Consider the following 16,498-nt stretch of genomic DNA (forward strand, 5'->3'; position numbering starts at 1 on the left):
TCTCTTGGATTTATCTTCAGTTCAACTTTCTTAATCTCAGAAAGTGACGTTCAATATATTATAGATCGTCGATGTAGCCTAACGAGCGAAGTGCACGCTCATCATCAGCCCAGCCAGATTTAACCTTGACCCAAGTCTCTAGGTAAACCTTACGGCCGAATAGCTCTTCCATATCGATACGCGCTTCACGACCAATCGTTTTGATCTTCTCGCCCGCTTTACCAATCACCATTTTCTTCTGGCCTGTACGCTCAACAAGAATCAGTGCATTGATGTGGAAGCCATCGTTATCTGGGTTGTAATCGAAACGTTCGATTTCAACCGTTACCGAGTAAGGTAGCTCGTCACCCGTAAAGCGCATCAGCTTTTCACGGATAATTTCAGAGGCCATAAAACGTTGCGAGCGATCAGTCACGTATTCTTCAGGGAAGTGGTGTGTCGCTTTAGGTAAATGTTCACGTACGTGCTTACGCAGTACATCAATATTTTTACCTTGCTTCGCTGAGATTGGCACTACATCAATGAAGTCCATCTTCTTAGAGACTTCCATCATGTGCTGCATCACGTTAGTACGGTCTTGAACGTTATCTACTTTGTTGATGCAAAGTACAACTGGGAAGTCAGTCTTCTTCAGTTTGTTCAGAACCATCTCATCGTCGTCAGTCCAGTGAGTACCATCGACAAGGAAGAATACTAGGTTTACATCACTCAATGAGCTGTTCGCCGCACGGTTCATCAAGCGGTTGATGGCACGCTTTTCTTCAATATGAAGTCCAGGAGTATCAACAAAGATCGCTTGGTAATCACCCTCAGTTTCAACGCCCATAATACGGTGACGTGTCGTCTGTGGTTTACGTGATGTAATAGAAATCTTCTGACCCAGAATATGGTTCAGAAGCGTCGACTTACCTACATTTGGGCGACCGACAATAGCGATGAAGCCACAGTGTTGGTTTTCCGGTAGGCCTGTTTTTTTGCTATCAGATGAAAAGAATGCATCGATATCGAAATCTTGGTTGTTATCAGACATTGCTTAGTTGCTCTAATGCTGTTTCAGCAGCCGCTTGTTCTGCCTTGCGGCGGCTAGTGCCTTTACCGATAACAGGTTTATCCACACCTGCCACTTCACACTCAACCGTAAACTCTTGGTTGTGTGCTTCACCTTTAATATTAGTCACTGTGTAGACAGGTAGAGGATTTCTTCGACCTTGCAAAAACTCTTGTAGGCGAGTTTTCGGATCTTTTTGAGATACTCCAGGCTGAATAGCATCTAGGCGAGATTGGTACCAGCTTAAAATAATGCCGCGAACCGTCTCGGTATCACTATCTAAATAGACAGCGCCGATGACCGCTTCAACCGCATCCGCTAGAATAGAATCACGACGGAAACCGCCACTCTTCAACTCACCTGGACCTAATTTTAAGTAATCTCCTAGTTCGAATTCACGACCTAGTTCTGCCAATGTATGACCACGTACTAATGTTGCGCGCATGCGGCTCATATCACCTTCGTTTACCTTAGGAAAACGGTGGTAAAGATCATCAGCGATAACAAAACTTAAAATTGAATCGCCCAGAAACTCAAGACGTTCGTTATGTTTACCTGCGGCGCTGCGGTGAGTCAGCGCCAAGTGGATAAGATCGGCATCATTAAACTGATAGCCAATCTTTCTCTCTAGTTTATCAATTGGAGAATTCATGCTCTCTCGATGTGTTATGTGATCGATTAATGAATCCCACCGATGCGATTAAAACGCACACCAGTAGGAATCCATGTTGGAAGTACACTGTCTGAACCGCGTTCGAATTCGAAGCTGATCCAAATAGCAACGGCCTTACCAACAAGGTTTGCTTCAGGGACAAAGCCCCAGTAACGGCTATCGGCACTGTTGTCACGGTTATCACCCATCACAAAGTACTGGCCTTCTGGAACGACCCATTCGTTAACACCATTGCGAGGCTGATATGCTTGCACACGATCGCGGCGCAATGGGTTAACTAAAATCTGGTGTTCTACGTCTCCAAGCTGTTCGTTCAGCTGAATCAGAGGCACACCATCTTGAATAAATTGGCTCTCTTCAACATTACTTAGTTTCACTGGTTCACAGCTACTTGTACCCTTCGCCTGAATGCAGATCTCTTTACGACTGCTGTAGCGAATGGTGTCACCTGGCATACCAACAACACGCTTGATGTAGTCGATGTTAGGCTGAGGTGGGTACTTAAATACGATTGAATCACCACGCTCTGGCTTGCCCGTTTCTACCAGTTGAGTGCGCCATACTGGGTCTTTTAGACCGTACGCGTACTTCTCTACCAAGATGAAGTCACCAACCAAAAGCGTTGGCATCATCGAGCCAGAAGGGATTTGAAACGGTTCATAAATAAATGAACGCAGAACCAAAACAAATGCAATTACCGGGAAAATGGACACACTGTTCTCAACCCACCAAGGTTGAGCCGTAACTTTTGCGCTAGTTTCAGCGTCTAGGCCATTCGATTGTGCTTCAACGTCAGCAAGCTTTTGCTGGCGCTTCTTCGCCCACACAAACTTTTCCAACGCCCATACAATGCCGGTCACTAGAGTTACGATCACTAAGATAAGCGAAAATGTATTAGCCATTGATATCCCTTAAATTTCATTTCTTTAAAAATAACGAAAGTGAAAGAGTATAACCCTTTCACTCTGCTTAATATTTCTAATCTGTATCAATCATGCTGACTAAATGCTGGGGAGATTACGCAGGAAAAATCGTTTAGTTCGAGGCGCAAAGTGCAGTGACTAGTGGGCCTAATTGCAATCTTTGCAACAAAGAAATAAACGATTTTAACCAGTAATGTTCAGCAGATAGTTAGTGCGATTGATACCTAGTCTTTGCCAACATGAAGGATTGCAAGGAAAGCTTCTTGAGGCAGTTCAACGTTACCGATCTGCTTCATACGCTTCTTACCTTCTTTTTGTTTCTTAAGAAGTTTCTTCTTACGACTGATATCACCACCGTAACATTTTGCGATTACGTTCTTACGCAGTTGTTTCACTGTAGAACGAGCAATGATGTGGTTACCAATCGCTGCTTGAATCGCGATATCGAACATCTGACGAGGGATGAATTCTTTCATCTTCTCTACCAGTAGACGACCACGAGACTGAGCAATATCTTTGTGCGTAATGATAGCTAGTGCATCAACTGTTTCGCCATTCAGCAGTACGTCTACACGTACCATGTTTGATGGCTCGTAACGTTGGAAGTTGTAATCCAATGATGCATAGCCGCGAGACGTTGACTTCAGACGGTCGAAGAAGTCTAGAACTACTTCTGCCATAGGAAGATCGTACGTCACAGCAACTTGGTTACCGTGGTAGACCATGTCTACTTGTACGCCACGCTTCTCAACACACAGTGTGATTACGTTACCTAGGTAATCCGAAGGTACCAGAATATTACAGCGTGCAATTGGCTCACGAATTTCTTCTAGGTCATTAACCGCTGGCAGTTTAGCCGGGCTATCAACGTAAAGAACCGTTTTATCTGTTTTTACAACTTCATACACTACTGTTGGAGCAGTTGTGATTAGGTCTAGGTCGTATTCACGCTCTAGACGCTCTTGGATGATCTCCATGTGAAGCATTCCTAAGAAGCCACAACGGAAACCAAAACCAAGTGCTGCTGAACTTTCTGGTTCAAAGAACAGTGATGCATCGTTCAGGCTTAATTTGCCTAACGCGTCACGGAAGTTTTCGTAGTCATCAGATGATACAGGGAATAGACCAGCGTATACCTGAGGCTTCACTTTTTGGAAACCAGGTAGACGTTCAGTGCTGCCGCCTTTTGCAAGCGTCAACGTATCACCAACCGGTGCACCTAGGATGTCTTTAATACCACAAACAACCCAACCTACTTCGCCAGTATTTAGCTCTGTAGTATCGATTTGCTTAGGCGTGAAGATACCTAGACGGTCAACACCCCATACTTGGTCTGTCGACATTACTTTGATCTTATCGTTCTTCTTCAGCTTACCGTTTTTGATACGAACCAAAGAAACTACGCCAAGGTAGTTATCGAACCAAGAGTCAATGATCAACGCTTGTAGAGGCGCTTCAGGATCACCTTCCGGTGGCGGGATTGCCGTCACGATGTTTTCTAGAACATCATCAACACCCAAACCTGTTTTCGCAGAACAGCGAGTCGCTTCCATCGCATCGATGCCAACGATCTCTTCGATTTCTTCAGCAACACGTTCTGGTTCAGCAGCTGGTAGGTCAATCTTGTTCAAGATTGGCACTACTTCCAGTTCCATTTCGATTGCTGTGTAACAGTTTGCTAGAGTTTGTGCTTCAACACCTTGGCCAGCATCCACTACAAGTAGTGCGCCTTCACAAGCCGCTAGAGAACGAGATACTTCGTAAGAGAAGTCTACGTGTCCAGGAGTGTCGATAAAGTTAAGTTGGTAAGTTTCACCATCTTTAGCTTTGTAATCTAAAGTCACACTCTGCGCTTTAATTGTAATACCACGCTCGCGTTCTATATCCATAGAATCGAGGACTTGAGCTGCCATCTCACGTTCACTTAATCCTCCACAAACTTGGATTAAGCGGTCAGAAAGGGTCGACTTACCGTGGTCGATGTGGGCGATAATCGAAAAATTACGAATGTGCTTCATAGGCTTGGTGTGACTAAACTCTTTGAATAGGGATAATAAGAAAGCCGCGACGCGTCCAATCTACAGTCAGCATTGGTGGCGGCATTTCAATCAAGTTGGCAGATTCTACCCAATTTAAGGGCAAGAAGCATCATAAATTAGACGAGAGACTCACCTAGGATTCGAATCAAGACGACTTCTTGCTTGGATTTGTCTTCCATGGGTTTGGCTAACCGCTTCGCTAAGGCAATCCCACCAGCAGTAAACAGTGCTGCACTTAAGATAACAATGCCCTCGCCCCCCTGGAGTAAGGGTTGTAACAAGAGTTGCCCAAAACCAGCACCAATCATCAACATGAAAAGTGGGATGAGATAAACAATCGCCGCCGACTGAAGTAGGCTTTTTTCTGGAAAGCCAATTTCTACGATTTGTCCAGCTTTGACTAAGCTTTTGGTTTTAAGCTGCCAAAACAAAGATTTATTGCCAACAGCCTTGGTCACAATACCCGTACCGCAGTTTTTTTGAGAAGAACAGCTGCTACAACTGGTTTGTTGTTCGCAGCTCAATTGAACAAAGTATTGCTTACCTTTTTGTTCAACCGAGCTAACGGTCGCCAGCGCGGTCATCATTGCGCTTGTACCGATTTATTAAATGTAACTGACTGAGCAATACGTTTTGCAGTTGCCGGCGGAATGTCACCAACCACAGAGATCTCTTTATCGCCAATCACTAAGCTGTGCAAGGTTCTACGCCCTTGACGCACCAGCTGCCCTTTCAATGAATGCTCATCTTTTTCCGCGATATAAACCGAAAAGTTAAACAGTCCATCACTGAAAAGCTGACTTTCAACCATTTTATCGGTCGCAGCCATTTGATAGCGGCTAAGCTCTTTTGATTTAAACCCTTCAGGAATCCACGACGCTTGCCAGTTAGTTTCACTCACTAAGCCTTCCGGTAATGATAAAACTTTCGGCAATTGAGCTTGGCTCAAGCCACCCATAGCCTCAGCAATCTTATCGTTCACCACGTAAGAGATAGTGCGGTACTGTTCAAGCACTTCGCCATCACGATCCAAAAGGTCGGCACGCAAAGGAAGATTCGTTTTTTCGTCTACCCAAACCACGTAAGAGTAGCGAAGGCCATCTTTCGGCACGACACGCAGCACTTGAGTGGTGCTACCTGCTTCACGAGAGCGACCAACTTTCACAAAGTCGTAGTACTGATTCAGAGATTCGATATCTCGATTAATCATCGGAATAACAGGCGCAACCATGCTGCCTGACTGAATCGTAAATGGCTCTGTACCCGGCTCGATGTAGCTAACTTCGTTGCCACGTCGAATGACTTCACGAACAGGGCCGCTTAGATAAACAAGGTGTGCAAGTTGTTGGTCGTCGTTAACCGCATGGCGATAAACAAGAGGCTCAATACTGCTCTTCTTTATCAAAATGTAGGAGAGTTCGTAATTTAGATGCTGACTGGCCTCGTTCATTTGATGCAACAAGGCCTTTGCAGTGGTTTCCTCTGCAAAGGCTGTTGGAGACATCAAGCTGAACAGTGTCAGTGCACTGACCAGGATTTTCTTCATTCAATGTCCGATTCTAGATGTGCATCTTGCATTGGCGATGCATCACTGTTTAATCTTAGCTGCAGCTCATAATCTTCTAACAATGCATGAACGCGTTTGCGCTGCTCTTGCAAGTTAGCTTCAGATGCTGGTTTCTCAACAGAGTCACGCGTTAAACTTACTGGTTCCGCAGAACCGGCAAATGGAATCGTCTGGAGTACAGGCAACTGCTCTGGTGCTGCAGGGTCGCTACCACCATATTGTTGAACACCTAATACAACGGCTAATGAAACACACGCTGCCACGGCAACTTGTCCAAACTGTTGTAACCACGCCGGAAGCTGACGCTTCGCTTGCTGAGGTTTAGGTTGCTCTTCAATTGGAGCAACAGTAGGTTCAACATTCACTTGGTGCAGGTTCGACATTGAACCATGTGCAGGCTCGTTCTCAAGCGCTGCCGCTACACTATTAGCAATGTTCCACTCTGGAGTTTCTGGCGAATCCCCACGCATAACATCACCAATTAAATGGTAACTCTGCCAAGTATCCATGCTTTCTTGATCAGATTCTAGATCTACAATGAGAGCTTTATCGATCGTTTCACCATCCATGAGTGCCGAAAGCTTTTCTTTATCAGCCATTATTTTCACCATAATTATTACAAGTTCTAGCGTTGCAAAAGAGGTTTGATTTTCTTTTCCACCGCTTCACGAGCTCGGAAAATACGCGAACGTACGGTTCCTACAGGGCAATCCATTACTTCTGCAATCTCTTCGTAGCTCAAACCTTCGAGCTCTCGCAACGTCATTGCAGTTTTTAAGTCTTCTGGTAGCGCTTCAATCGCTCCAAAAACAACTTGTTTCAATTCTTTAGACAGCGTTAAGTTCTCAGGGTTCGATATTTCTTTTAACGCGCTGCCTGTTTCGTAATATTCTGCATCTTCTGCATCTACATCGGTTGCTGGCGGCCTACGGCTTTGGGCAACGATATGATTTTTAGCGGTGTTCACGGCAATTCGGTATAACCATGTATAGAAGGCACTCTCGCCACGAAAGTTAGGTATCGCGCGGTAAGCTTTAATAAAAGCTTCTTGTGCTACATCAGGTACATCACCGGAATTATTCACGTATCGAGAGATAAGATTACAAACTTTGTTTTGATACTTAACCACTAGTAAGTTAAATGCCTGCTTATCTCCACTCTGAACTCGCTCAATCAACACTTGATCGGTTAGCTGCTCGTTCATTCGAGCGGGTACTCCTATTGTTATAACCCTCACCTTCACAGATATGGGTACTAATTATGCGAAATGTAGTATTGACACCACCGTCTACAAGAGCACTATTGTGACTAAGCCAAATACCGAAAGTTCCAACTTTCTTAAAATTATTTGCCATTATTGTTTCACAATGTGATGTAATAAAAATAGCTATCCCTATCAATTTGGGGAAACTTGAGCAAAAGCAATGGTATTGAGCAATTAAATATTTCTAGATAGCTGTCTATATATTGATTTTGCATAGCGTTTAAGGATGACTCTGGAGAGATTATAACAGTCTTAGCCAAACTCCTAAAACAAGACAAAGTCAATTGAGAGTGGACAACTCGACTATAGCCCGGGATTTAATAAGTTTTATGAACGCAAACCGTGAACATCAGTGTGATGTATTAGTGGTAGGAAGTGGTGCGGCAGGCTTGTCATTAGCCTTACGCGTAGCAGAACATGCAAAAGTAATTGTATTAAGCAAAGGACCACGCAGCGAAGGATCGACGTATTACGCACAAGGTGGTATCGCCGCGGTGTTCGATGAGTCGGACAGTATTGAGTCTCATGTAGAGGATACTCAAATCGCTGGGGCTGGGTTATGCGAAGAAGATACAGTTCAATTCATTGCTGAAAATGCGAAAGAGTGTGTGCAATGGCTGATTGATGGTGGTGTTCCATTTGATAAAGATGAGAACAGCACAGAAGGCCAACCAAAATATCACCTCACTCGTGAGGGTGGCCACAGTCACCGCAGAATTCTGCACGCTGCCGATGCAACTGGCATGGCGATGCAAACCTCACTACAAGATAACGTCAACAACCACCCAAATATCGAGATCTTCGAGCGCCACAATGCGCTGGATTTGATCACGGAAGATAAGATTGGTGGTTCAAAAGACAAGGTGATCGGTGCCTACATTTGGAACCGTAACCAAGAACATGTTGAAACCGTGCGCGCTAAGTTTGTTGTATTAGCAACAGGCGGCGCTTCAAAGGTTTACCAATACACCTCTAACCCAGATGTTTCTTCAGGTGATGGTATTGCTATCGCTTGGCGTGCGGGTTGTCGTGTGGCAAACCTTGAGTTCAACCAGTTCCACCCAACTTGTTTATTCCACCCAGAAGCGCGTAACTTCCTACTAACGGAAGCACTGCGTGGTGAAGGTGCTTACTTGCGTCGTCCAGATGGTTCTCGCTTTATGAAGGACTTCGATGAGCGCGGTGAACTGGCGCCACGTGATGTGGTTGCTCGTGCAATTGACTTCGAAATGAAGCGCTTAGGTGCCGACTGTATGTATGTTGATATCAGCCACAAGCCTGAAGAATTCATCACAGCGCACTTCCCGATGATCCATACTCGCTTGATGGACTTGGGCATCGACATGACCAAAGAGCCGATCCCTATCGTACCAGCCGCTCACTACACGTGTGGTGGTGTCATGGTGAATAAGCAGGGTCAAACCGACCTAACGAACTTGTATGCGATTGGCGAAGTGAGCTACACCGGCTTACACGGTGCAAACCGAATGGCTTCTAACTCACTGCTTGAGTGTGTGGTTTACGCATGGGCAGCAGCAAAAGATATCGTTGAGAACATCGACCAATCTCAACTGTGCGCTGAACTGCCAGCATGGGATGAAAGCCAGGTCACCAACAGTGATGAAGAAGTTATCATTCAACACAACTGGCACGAACTGCGCCTATTCATGTGGGATTACATGGGCATTGTTCGAACGGATAAACGACTAGAGCGAGCATTGCGTCGCATTCAGATGCTGCAACAAGAAACTCATGAGTACTACAGCTACTTCAAGGTTTCGAATAACTTATTAGAACTGCGTAATTTGCTACAAGTGGCAGAGCTAATGGTTCGTTGTGCAATGCAGCGCAAAGAGAGCCGCGGCCTACACTACACGTTGGATTACCCTGAACTTGCTGAAGACAGTGGCCCAACGATTCTGACGCCAGAGAAACGCCAATCATAATAATTGGTTAAACGTGCTTAGCGAATTAGCCGTCAGCGGAAAATGATTAAACGAAAGGGAGCCGAGAGCTCCCTTTTCTTTTGTCTAACGCTTTCTTTTATCTAGCGTGTTCGTTGTAAGTTCGCCAGAAAATGACGATATTCGCGCTCGCAACAGCTGTCTCGCCAAAGCAGTACCGAGTGCCCACATTCAAACTGTAATTTAACGAAGAACTGCGCCCAGATCTTATCAACGGACTTGAGTCGGTAAGTTCGGTCATTGAGTCGAATATCACCATCCTCTTTATAATCAAAACGGCCATGGGCACTATTCAAAATCAGATGATTAGTTTGAAGCAGATGAATCAGCAGTGCCAAGCAATAAAGGCTGACAACAAGTGGAATAGAAGACAGGACGATGAAAAACAAAAGGCACCCGAAAACAGTGCCCTTTGCGAATAATGCGGAATATGAAGGGTTAAGCTGGAGCTTAACGAACCTTGCTGAGGTTGTGTGCGACAATTTTATCAACCATTGATGCATGGCCTAGGTTTTCACTGCGTCCGTGTCCCATCACCCAAGTAAACAAATCTGGGTCATCACACTCTAATAGAGAAACAAACTCGCGCTGTTCCTGCTCTTGCAATGAATCAAAACACTCTTCGAAAAATGGCATGATGACTACATCAAGTTCTAACATGCCGCGACGGCAACCCCATTTAATTCGTGCTTTCTGCTCTGCAGTGTACATTGGCTATCCTCACCTATAATTTTTCTTTCTCGGAGTGTAACAAGTCATACGCCCTGTAACTACTATGTGAGTCACAGTCCCTATCTAAGCTCACAAAAAAACCTAGGCTGACAAAGAAACAGAACCGGATTAACATAGAGCCAAATAAAATTCTTAGGAAAGATAAAATGGATTGGAAAAACACATTTCAGCCACTCGCTCATACGCAAAATGAATCGCTTCCAGAACTGATGATGACACACGTGTCAGACTGGAGCGCAATCACCATGATAGGCGATGACAAAAAGTCGTACCTACAGGGTCAAGTAACGTGCGATGTCGTCACTCTTCCTAATGATGAATCCACGTTAGGCGCGCACTGTGATGCAAAAGGAAAGGTATGGAGCATCTTCCGCCTGTTCCATCACAATGGCGGTTACGCACTCATGCAGCCTAAATCTGCGATTGAAGTAGAGCTGGTCGAAATCAAAAAATACGCCGTGTTCTCTAAGGTTGATATCGAGCAAACGACAGATGTTGTTATCGGTGTGATGGGCGCGTCTGCGGATCAATATATTGATTCAATTTCAGAAGGCCAAGGTAACGTGCGTGCTATCTCTGGTGGCACAGCGGTTAAAGTCTCAGACAATCGCTGGGCTCTACTTGTGACAGAAGAAGCCGCTGAAGCCTTGGTATCAAACAGCGCTGCGGAGAAAGTATCAGAAACACTTTGGCAATATCATGAAATTCTTGATGCTCAGCCTAACCTATCGAAAGCAGAGCAAAACGAGCACATCCCTCAAGCGCTTAACCTGCAAGCGATTGGCGGTATCAGCTTTTCAAAAGGCTGTTACACAGGTCAAGAAACGGTTGCTCGTGCTAAGTACCGTGGCATGAACAAGCGTGAGATGCGCATTGTGTCGGGCACAACTGCGGACGTGCTGTCGTTAGAAAACCCTATTGAACTGGAACGTAGTGTGGGTGAGAACTGGCGTGGCGCAGGCCGACTATTAAACGTCTATCAATTTGCTGATAACCGAGCGATTGGTTTGATGGTACTGCCAAACAACCTTGATGACGATGTTCAGCTGCGACTGACCGCGCAGCCTGATCAAACATGGAATATCCTGCCACTGCCGTACAGCCTTGACGACGAGTAACCACGTGGAAACGCTGATTACACAATGGCTGGATCAACAGCAGGTGAATTATCGCCTGCTGATGCAAAGCAAGCCAACCACCAGCATTGAAGAAACCGCACAAGAGCGAGGCATCGACGCCTCTCAAATGGTGAAGTGCATCCTGCTTAAGGATATGGGTAACCAGTATGCGTTAGCCTGTACTGCTGGTGACCGCTCTGTCGATCCCAAGAAAGTACGCTCGGTACTGAATTGCCGTCGAATGACCTGCGTGTCTCTCGCTGATGTTGAAACAATCACTGGCTTTAAAGTGGGTTGTGTTGGCCCGCTCGCTCTCAAGAGACACATGCCGATCATTTTTGATCCTTCCATTCAAAACAACTCGACCGTAACCATTAGCGCCGGCGACCGAATGGCTGGCGTTGCGCTGGATCTCAATGATCTTATGGCGCTATGTGCACCGACCGTCGCGGACATCAGTCGATGATCGTTTAGATCATGCTTCGCAAACTTCATTTTAATATTTCATTGAGTACATTTTTAGTGTGAACCTCGTCATAAGAAGAACACACCATTAATAAATAGTTACTCAAAATAAAAGCATAAGTAGTCACAAAGTTAAATTTGCGTTATTGTAAATTTACTGACTAGCTATTAAGCAAATCAGTGCAAGTGAATCCACTGAGTAACATCAGTATCCACTTTTGTGTAATGCATCTGTGACTATTCGCCCGTTTTAGACGGGCTTTTTTTTTGTCCGAAATTTACAATTTGATTACACAAACAAAAATATCCCGCCTATTCTTATACTTGTAACATTATCACTGCTTAATACTGAACAGAAAAGTTCACGGCAGTTCACTACTCAGTATTATTTTGGGGAGGAGCTCACGTAAAAATAGATATTTACTGAAGAAAGTGCTTAGAACAGCACAAATATCTAATTAACGTCAACGCTACTGCATATAACTCCATGCTTATCACAATTATTATCTCGGAGTTTTTCTATAATATGCAGGCTAGGTAAATATAAGGATAATTAAGAATGAGACTGTTTAAGCGCTATACACCGAGTATGATTGCTAAACATGTAAGTCGACTTTTCAAAGGACGAATCTACATTTACGGCGTAGGAAAATTTGAGTTTGATAACGGTAAGCTAGTGCTACCAGACCGAGCAGAAAAACGTCACTTTCAAACAGTGAAAGAAATAAATAGTGAAATCATGAAACTGCGCTGCGCGTACGCATGACCTGATTATCTACAGAATTAAAAACAAAAAGGGTTGGCATTATGCCAACCCTTTTTTCGTACCAATTTTCGTATCAATGATGATTCGATATACCACCAGAACACTATGTCATTATCGATGAGTCACTGGACGCTTAGCTAAGTCAGGAAGATTGCCAGACAAACCCAGTGCGCGCTTCATGATCTCATCTTTCGCACCCGGTAATTGGCCCGCAAGCTTCATACCAATGCCACGAATCAGCTTCTTAGCTGGGTTATCGCCTTCAAACAGATCTTTAAAGCCCTGCATTGAAGCAATCATTTTCGCCGCCTCTGCTTTTCTCCAGCGCTCGTAGCCGCGAAGATTACGCTTGGTGCCAATGTCTTCACCCGCAGACCATAGCTTTAACAGCTCTTGCGCTAGGCTTGCTGCGTCTAATAGGCCAAGGTTCACGCCCTGCCCTGCTAATGGGTGAATGGTATGAGCAGCATCACCAACCAAAGCCACACGCTCTACCGCAAAGTCACGCGCATAACGCATGCGCAGTGGGAAGGCAAAACGGTCACCAACCACTTCGCACAATCCAAGCTTCGAGTCGAACTCTGCCGTTAGCTGCTTATTAAAATCAACATCCGACATGGATACCAGCTTCTCGGCACGATTTGGTTCCGTAGACCAAACAATCGAGCTCATGTTGCTTGGTTGCATTGGTAGGAATGCCAATGGGCCTTGAGGCGTGAAGATTTGACGAGCAACGCTGTGGTGCGGCTCTGTGGTTTTGATGTTCGCGACAATCGCACTGTGTCCGTAATCCCAATGTGTTAATGGGATATCTTGCTGCTTACGAACCCAAGAGTTTGCGCCGTCTGCTCCAACAACTAACTTAGCTGTCAGTGCTTGACCATTGTCCAATGTTAACCAAGCTTCACTTTCACCAATCGCCATCGTTTTACACGTTGCGGGCATATACAGGCTGACGTTGTCTTGTTTCTTAACCTGATCAAGCAGCGCTAATTGAATCACACGGTTTTCAACGATATGACCAAGATTAGGCTGAGCCAAGCGTGTCGAGTCAAACTCAATACGAGCGAAACTGTCTTGTTCCCACACTTCCATCGCTTGATACGGTGCAGCGCGTCTTTGTTCGATACCTTGCCATGCACCTAGGTTACGAAGAATCACTTCACTAGAACGACTCAACGCGGATACACGCACATCAGGCAGCTCACTCAGCCCTTCACTAGGCGCTCTGCCTTCAATGACAGCGATTCTTAGGTCACTGTCTTTTAGGGCAGCAGCAAGCGCTAGGCCAACCATGCCACCACCAACAATCGCGATATCAACACTTTGCATCATTATTTATTACCTTATCTTTCTACTAGGCCAAGCGTATGACGCAAAAGTGGACCTTTAAGTGGTGGAAGGTTATCTATTACGGCTAACCCAAGATTACGCCCAATGCGAGCGGTCATATAATCGTTTGAGAACAGGTGAACTAGGCTTGAAGTCAACGTGATCGTTGCGTCTCGGTCTTGTTCTCTACGCTTTCTAAAGTTAACAAGACCACGGTAACGACCTACATCATCTAACTGGGTACACAACTCTTCTGCCAAGGAAGCCACATCTCGGATGCCTAGGTTAAAGCCTTGCCCCGCAATTGGGTGAAGCGTTTGAGCAGCATTACCAACAATGGCAAATCGATGAGAGATATTTTGCTGTCGGTGACGAAGAATCAGAGGGTAACTCGCGCGCTTGCCGACCTTCTCTAATCGGCCAAGTCGCCAGCCAAAGTCATTCTGCAATTGCTCAAGAAATTCATTGTCGTTTAGCGTCATCACTTTTTGTGCTTGCTCTGGTGTTAAACACCAAACCAACGATAAACGGTTGTCACTCATCGGTAATAGAGCAACTGGCCCATGATGGGTAAAACGCTCAAATGCGCGACCTTGGTGAGGTTCACTCGCCACAATATTGGCAATCACAGCGACTTGCTCAAAGTCGTGCTCACTCAATGAGATATTGAGCTGTTGGCAACAGGTTGAGATTGCACCGTCAGCAGCAACCAGTAACTTAGTGGTTACTGTTTGCCCACTTGTCAGTTCAATCGTCGTCAACGCTTCTTCACGTTCAACTTTACTAACAGACTCAGGACAAAGCATGGTAATTGCCGCTTCTGATTCAAGTTTCTGCTGATAGATTCGACCCACATCTGCTAACTCGACCACGTAGCCAAGCGCATCTACAGCAAGCTCTTCACTGTAGATGTCTGTCATTCCGGCATGCCCGCGATCCGAAACATGGATATCTTTAATCGGGGTCGCGACCGGAGCGATAGATTGCCATAAGCGCAAAGAATCCAGGATCTGCACCGTGCCATAGGACAAAGCAATCGAACGAGAATCAAACCCAGGGTGAGCTTGATGATAAACCTGATAAGGCTCCACTACCGCAATCGACAGTGAACCTTGGCTTAGGTGATTCAAAGCAAGGGCTAAGGTTGCCCCTGCCATTGCGCCACCAGCAATTACAACATCATACTGAGCCATCATAACCTCAAACCGGCCAACGAATTAATGAATGGTAGGCGCCGCATCTTCAGATGGGCGAGCACCAAATTCAGCATGAATCGTTAGTGCACACGCTTTTACGTGCTCAATAACGTGCTCTAGAAGCTGCGCTTGCTCTTCCAGATCATCTTCTTCGTCAATGCCTAGCTTAGCCATCTCTTCTAGATCAGCTAATGCTTCTTTTGTACTGTCAGACGCTTTGTTCAATTGAGCGCCAACCAAGCCTAGACCAGTAATGAAATGGTTAATCCAATCAGACACACCATCAGCCAAGTCAAATAGGCTTGCGCTTGCGTCTTCGTCAGGCAGCAACATAGACAATTCCATACCCGAACCTGTGATTTCACTGGTCGTTACTTTCAGTGTCGCTTCCGCTAGCGTTAATGCGCGATCTGGCCAACCCATGCCTTCATTGGTGTAATCGAAGATCAGTGGTTGCCAGCTTTTATCTGCAAGGCTTAAGCCTCCGCTTAACATACCCGTTAATAAACCGTGCATCTCAGCAGGGGTTACGGCTAGACTTGCCGATTGAAGTTCAGTCGCAACCGTTAGGTAGTCAGGTAAAGTAGTTTCGCTCATCAGATAGCTCGCTCAGTTATTCTTTATATCGATAGTATAATCGTACCACTTCACCCCAATTCTGATAAGCATCGATCCCCAGCAATTGAAGGATGACTGACTACCAATTGTTCAATTTGCTGAATTACTGTGTGCTCAAGCTCTCATTTACAAACAGTCACTCTGAAAAGCTTGAATCTTAATAGCGGTTTACCTATAGTTTCTCCCTCAGAGGAGATTGCTTCCTCATCGGTACTTGCACTTTTTCTTTCTCAAAAAATGGCGAAGGGCAACAGCCTTAAAATAGCGCGTTAAAGAGTTCATCCATCATGAGTAATCAAGCGGTAGACGTTGAAATATTAGGAAAACTGACTCGAGTGAATTGTCCACCAGGGCAAGAAGAGTCATTGATTGCAGCGGCGGCCGATCTTGATAATCGATTGAAAGAGATGGCTGAACGTACTAAGGTAACCAATGAAGTGAAGCTGCTGACTATCGCAGCTCTGAATATTTGCTACGAATTACAAACCAAGAAGTTTGAAGCAAATGATGAACAAAACGCACTGACCGAGCGAATGGAACAGCTCACGACATCACTTTCAGATGTCCTCAGTAAAGTTAAGCACGGACAGCAATAGCGTACACAAAATTTACCCTGGAGTGTTTGTCAGAGGATTCACGTCCCCGAGCCGATAAGCAATCCCTAAGGGTTAGTACTTGAGTGCTATTGAGCATGCTCGGCCCGACCGAGAAGCCTACGGTAATCATTGCTGATCCGCCTTGAACTCGCTGGTTCAAGGGCCATCTATTCTCAACGGCACTTTGGGGTATCCCT

Annotated in this window: 18 protein-coding genes and 1 other RNA gene; 6 read left to right on the plus strand and 13 right to left on the minus strand. The window is 45.4% G+C overall.

All coding sequences use genetic code 11. The features are described 5' to 3' along the window. Positions 1-58 precede the first annotated feature (58 nt). The 8 genes from era to rpoE form a co-directional block, all read right to left on the minus strand. Entirely contained in the window at positions 59-1,030 is a 972-nt protein-coding gene (gene era / locus AB4384_RS09255; RefSeq protein WP_017059042.1) for a GTPase Era, read from the minus strand. Then, positions 1,023-1,700: a ribonuclease III gene (gene rnc / locus AB4384_RS09260; RefSeq protein WP_017066012.1), complete on the minus strand. Its 678-nt coding sequence runs from the start codon at positions 1,698-1,700 to the stop codon at positions 1,023-1,025. Before rnc ends, era begins: the two co-directional genes overlap by 8 nt. Before the next feature lie 26 nt (positions 1,701-1,726). Further along, positions 1,727-2,623 (minus strand): signal peptidase I, encoded by an 897-nt coding sequence (lepB, locus tag AB4384_RS09265; RefSeq protein ID WP_017068697.1) that lies wholly within the window; start codon positions 2,621-2,623, stop codon positions 1,727-1,729. A gap of 245 nt (positions 2,624-2,868) precedes the next feature. Continuing rightward, positions 2,869-4,662: a translation elongation factor 4 gene (gene lepA / locus AB4384_RS09270; protein WP_017059045.1), complete on the minus strand. Its 1,794-nt coding sequence runs from the start codon at positions 4,660-4,662 to the stop codon at positions 2,869-2,871. 137 nt (positions 4,663-4,799) lie between these two features. Further along, positions 4,800-5,270, minus strand: coding sequence for a SoxR reducing system RseC family protein (locus AB4384_RS09275; protein WP_017059046.1), 471 nt, complete (start codon positions 5,268-5,270; stop codon positions 4,800-4,802). Further along, positions 5,267-6,229 (minus strand): sigma-E factor regulatory protein RseB, encoded by a 963-nt coding sequence (gene rseB, locus AB4384_RS09280; protein WP_017059047.1) that lies wholly within the window; start codon positions 6,227-6,229, stop codon positions 5,267-5,269. Before rseB ends, AB4384_RS09275 begins: the two co-directional genes overlap by 4 nt. Next, positions 6,226-6,849: a sigma-E factor negative regulatory protein gene (locus tag AB4384_RS09285; RefSeq protein WP_017063205.1), complete on the minus strand. Its 624-nt coding sequence runs from the start codon at positions 6,847-6,849 to the stop codon at positions 6,226-6,228. The genes rseB and AB4384_RS09285 overlap by 4 nt, the downstream gene beginning before the upstream one ends. A gap of 26 nt (positions 6,850-6,875) precedes the next feature. After that, complete coding sequence (rpoE, locus tag AB4384_RS09290; RefSeq protein ID WP_008223963.1) at positions 6,876-7,454, minus strand: RNA polymerase sigma factor RpoE; 579 nt, start codon at positions 7,452-7,454, stop codon at positions 6,876-6,878. A gap of 389 nt (positions 7,455-7,843) precedes the next feature. Between rpoE and nadB the strand changes: the two genes are divergently transcribed. After that, entirely contained in the window at positions 7,844-9,460 is a 1,617-nt protein-coding gene (nadB, locus tag AB4384_RS09295) for an L-aspartate oxidase (RefSeq protein WP_017059049.1), read from the plus strand. A gap of 101 nt (positions 9,461-9,561) precedes the next feature. Here nadB and AB4384_RS09300 read toward each other — a convergent pair whose 3' ends face one another. After that, a complete protein-coding gene (locus AB4384_RS09300) occupies positions 9,562-9,981 on the minus strand; it encodes a protein YgfX (RefSeq protein ID WP_346763701.1) in 420 nt (139 codons plus the stop codon). Further along, on the minus strand, positions 9,929-10,189 hold the full coding sequence (locus AB4384_RS09305; protein ID WP_004735374.1) for a succinate dehydrogenase assembly factor 2: 261 nt from the start codon (positions 10,187-10,189) through the stop codon (positions 9,929-9,931). The genes AB4384_RS09300 and AB4384_RS09305 overlap by 53 nt, the downstream gene beginning before the upstream one ends. Before the next feature lie 167 nt (positions 10,190-10,356). Between AB4384_RS09305 and ygfZ the strand changes: the two genes are divergently transcribed. The 3 genes from ygfZ to AB4384_RS09320 all read left to right on the plus strand — a co-directional run bounded on the left by ygfZ (position 10,357) and on the right by AB4384_RS09320 (position 12,559). Next, a complete protein-coding gene (ygfZ, locus tag AB4384_RS09310) occupies positions 10,357-11,328 on the plus strand; it encodes a tRNA-modifying protein YgfZ (protein WP_017059051.1) in 972 nt (323 codons plus the stop codon). Between the two features lie 4 nt (positions 11,329-11,332). Continuing rightward, on the plus strand, positions 11,333-11,794 hold the full coding sequence (locus AB4384_RS09315) for an aminoacyl-tRNA deacylase (RefSeq protein ID WP_229648162.1): 462 nt from the start codon (positions 11,333-11,335) through the stop codon (positions 11,792-11,794). A gap of 558 nt (positions 11,795-12,352) precedes the next feature. Next, positions 12,353-12,559: a DUF1107 domain-containing protein gene (locus AB4384_RS09320; RefSeq protein ID WP_009847660.1), complete on the plus strand. Its 207-nt coding sequence runs from the start codon at positions 12,353-12,355 to the stop codon at positions 12,557-12,559. A 111-nt stretch (positions 12,560-12,670) separates the two neighbouring features. On the opposite strand, the gene AB4384_RS09325 is transcribed toward AB4384_RS09320, so the two are convergent. Genes AB4384_RS09325 through AB4384_RS09335 form a run of 3 tightly spaced genes read right to left on the minus strand, consistent with a single transcriptional unit; the run spans position 12,671 to position 15,684 of the window. Then, the gene (locus AB4384_RS09325) at positions 12,671-13,894 is read right to left on the minus strand and encodes an FAD-dependent 2-octaprenylphenol hydroxylase (RefSeq protein WP_102321427.1); all 1,224 of its coding nucleotides are present in this window, start codon (positions 13,892-13,894) and stop codon (positions 12,671-12,673) included. A gap of 11 nt (positions 13,895-13,905) precedes the next feature. Then, positions 13,906-15,084 (minus strand): 2-octaprenyl-6-methoxyphenyl hydroxylase, encoded by a 1,179-nt coding sequence (gene ubiH, locus AB4384_RS09330; RefSeq protein WP_102321428.1) that lies wholly within the window; start codon positions 15,082-15,084, stop codon positions 13,906-13,908. Between the two features lie 24 nt (positions 15,085-15,108). After that, complete coding sequence (locus AB4384_RS09335) at positions 15,109-15,684, minus strand: YecA family protein (RefSeq protein WP_017059055.1); 576 nt, start codon at positions 15,682-15,684, stop codon at positions 15,109-15,111. A 308-nt stretch (positions 15,685-15,992) separates the two neighbouring features. On the opposite strand from AB4384_RS09335, the gene zapA reads away from it, so the two are divergent. Together zapA and ssrS are read left to right on the plus strand one after the other, a co-directional pair. Then, on the plus strand, positions 15,993-16,301 hold the full coding sequence (zapA, locus tag AB4384_RS09340) for a cell division protein ZapA (RefSeq protein WP_004735366.1): 309 nt from the start codon (positions 15,993-15,995) through the stop codon (positions 16,299-16,301). Positions 16,302-16,312: 11 nt separating this feature from the next. Further along, a non-coding RNA gene (ssrS, locus tag AB4384_RS09345) (6S RNA) lies at positions 16,313-16,496 on the plus strand. Positions 16,497-16,498: the final 2 nt, after the last annotated feature.

Origin of the sequence: Vibrio sp. 10N.261.51.A4 (assembly GCF_041471945.1) — a bacterium.
Classification (GTDB): Bacteria; Pseudomonadota; Gammaproteobacteria; order Enterobacterales; family Vibrionaceae; genus Vibrio; species Vibrio crassostreae_C.